Origin of the sequence: Acinetobacter sp. UBA6720, assembly GCF_002454215.1 — a bacterium.
Lineage (GTDB): Bacteria > Pseudomonadota > Gammaproteobacteria > Pseudomonadales > Moraxellaceae > Acinetobacter.
The window spans coordinates 383-3,065 of sequence record NZ_DKIK01000036.1 but is presented as its reverse complement, the minus strand read 5'-3'; the positions used below and the strand labels follow the sequence as shown (position 1 = coordinate 3,065).

Below are 2,683 nucleotides of genomic sequence, written 5' to 3'. Positions count from 1 at the left end.
GTGCCTTCAATCATCCATGTAAAAGTTTGCAAACCAATATGTGGATGTGGGCCAACATCTAAACCATCCCCTTGTGGGAAAGTTACAGGGCCAGCGTGATCTAAGAAACACCATGCACCAATCATTCGTTTATGGCGACTTGGTAGTGCGCGTTTGATGACCGTCCCTTGGCCTATTTCCGCACTTCTCAGTGGAAACTCTTGAATGAATTGATTTACGTATTTTTCACAGTCATCCGAATGTGATAGTTCAGTATAGTTATTATTCGTCATGTGCTTACTCATTACAGATCCATATATCCTAGATCATAACAAGCAGATTCCCAACTGCACATCCCTAAAAATAGAATGCTGATTCTTAAACTTGGGACAATATCTTGTGTTTTCAAAACCTAAGTAAAAGGCAATGCGTGGATGTAAAAATGTTGTTACATCTTTATAAGGTGTGTTTTCTCCCTGTTAGAGTGATTTAGAAATGATGAACGGTTATACATTTTAGCCAAATTCAGAAGTTTTCTTCATCGAAACAGTGTTAGCTTATTATTTACTAATTTGTGACTATTTCATAAATCTGAGAAGACGTAATAATTTCTACTGCTTTAGGTTTTTCCAAATTGATAGATGAGAGGAACTCTATCATTTCATCAAATGAGATTTCATCCCCTAGTACAATGTCATCAATTCCTAAAAGGTCACCCTCTTTTAACTTTTTTTCTAATCTTAGGGCTTCAGGTTTATCCATAGTAACTAAGTAACACCTAGCCTTACGGTGTACATACTTTAATGATACAGCTTCTAAATCAGCCTGCTTATATCTCTCTCTTAAGGATGTTTTAGCCGAAATCGCTATTGGACCAAATTCTTTACTATAAACAATCAGATCAAAGTTAACGTTTGGTACAAAAACAACATTTGCTTGAGAAAAAATTGGCCCGATTCCGCTCTCAAGCATTACTGTCGCAATAATTGCCTCAAATACTTTACCATTAATATTGTTATTGTTTGGACAATTGTCTTTATATGCTTTCCATAGAACTTGTAGTTGTTCATGCGGTTTTAGATTTTGAATATCTAAACTCTTTTCAAGAACCAGTTTAAAAGCTTCATATACAGCCCCTTTCTTTACAATGTTATATTTATTTAATAAGTGTGAATTGTTCTGCACTTAGTTTTTCCTTAATCTTTTTATAGAATGCTTCTATGGCGTCAACTGATACAGAATTTCCTAACTGCTTCATTGCCTCTATTTCAGATACAGGAAAAATAAAATCTGAAGGAAACCCTTGCATCAAAAGGCCTTGTTTAGAAGTTAAACGTCGAATCTCACCATCAACTTTATAAAACTCCCAATTTCGTCGATCACCATAAACTGATCCACGCCCACCAACTCGTAGTGTAAAGCCAACTTCTTTTTCACAATTCCCCGAAAAAATATCACTCATTGTATATTTCAAGGGAAGCTTTTCTGGTAGCTCTATTTGGGTTACACCATCTCGAAAACCAATCATAAAAAGACGAGGCCGATGTTGTGGTAAACCATAGTCGCTTGATTTTACAACAAAACTTTGAAAGCTATAACCAAGAGCCTCAAGTTTTTCTTGAATAACTGAGAAAGTACGCCCATTATCGTGCTTAAGCAATCCGCGTACATTTTCCAAAAAATAGGCTTCTGGTCTTTTTTCTTCTAAAATTTGCAAAATATTAAAAAATAAAGTTCCTCTGACATCATCGAAACCCTTTTTTTGTCCTGCTTGACTAAACGGCTGACATGGAAAACCCGCACACAAGATCTCATGATCAGGAATGTGTTGTGGTTCAATTAATGTAATATCACCATGCCAAGCATCTACATCCAAACTATGATTGGCTAAATATGTTTTCTTAGCCTTTTCATTAATTTCAGACGCAAAAACACATTGTGCGCCTTGTCGCGCAAGGGCTAGATGGAAACCACCTATCCCTGCGAACAAGTCAATAAAGCGAATTTGTTGCATTTGATCGAAAAACTGCAACTGTTGCACTTACTTTATTCCCATTCAATCGTTGCTGGTGGCTTAGACGACACGTCATACACAACACGAGAAACATCTTTAATTTCGTTCATGATACGCGTTGAGATTTTATCGACAAGATCATAAGGAAGATGTGCGAAACGTGCTGTCATAAAGTCAACCGTTTCAACGGCACGAAGTGCAATCACCCATGCATAACGACGACCATCACCTACGACACCAACAGATTTCACAGGTTGGAATACAGCAAAGGCTTGTGCAGTTTTATCATACCAACCACTTGCACGAAGCTCTTGCATGAAGATGTCATCTGCAAGACGTAAAATGTCTGCATATTCTTTCTTCACTTCACCCAAAATACGCACACCCAAACCTGGGCCTGGGAATGGATGACGATATAGCATTTCATGCGGTAAGCCTAAAGTTGTACCTAAACGACGTACTTCATCTTTAAACAAATCACGGATTGGCTCAACCAATTCAAAAGCTAAGTCATCTGGTAAACCGCCCACATTGTGGTGAGATTTAATCACATGTGCTTTACCATTTTTGGTTGCAGCAGATTCGATCACGTCTGGGTAAATCGTCCCTTGTGCAAGGAAGTTTACGCCATCAAGTTTACGCGCTTCTTCAGCAAAAACTTCAATGAACTCACGACCAATGATTTTACGT

General features: G+C 37.8%; 4 protein-coding genes. All 4 read right to left on the bottom strand.

The window, feature by feature from the left end; all coding sequences use genetic code 11:
• A partial coding sequence (locus B4F08_RS03255; protein WP_291373129.1) for a pirin family protein occupies positions 1–272 on the bottom strand: 272 nt, incomplete at its 3' end.
• A 274-nt stretch (positions 273–546) separates the two neighbouring features.
• A complete protein-coding gene (locus tag B4F08_RS03250) occupies positions 547–1,164 on the bottom strand; it encodes a hypothetical protein (protein WP_291373128.1) in 618 nt (205 codons plus the stop codon).
• A complete protein-coding gene (locus tag B4F08_RS03245; RefSeq protein WP_291373126.1) occupies positions 1,136–2,020 on the bottom strand; it encodes a DNA cytosine methyltransferase in 885 nt (294 codons plus the stop codon). Before B4F08_RS03245 ends, B4F08_RS03250 begins: the two co-directional genes overlap by 29 nt.
• Positions 2,021–2,025: 5 nt before the next feature.
• On the bottom strand, positions 2,026–2,683 hold a 658-nt coding region (gene guaA, locus B4F08_RS03240), incomplete at its 5' end, for a glutamine-hydrolyzing GMP synthase (RefSeq protein ID WP_291373124.1).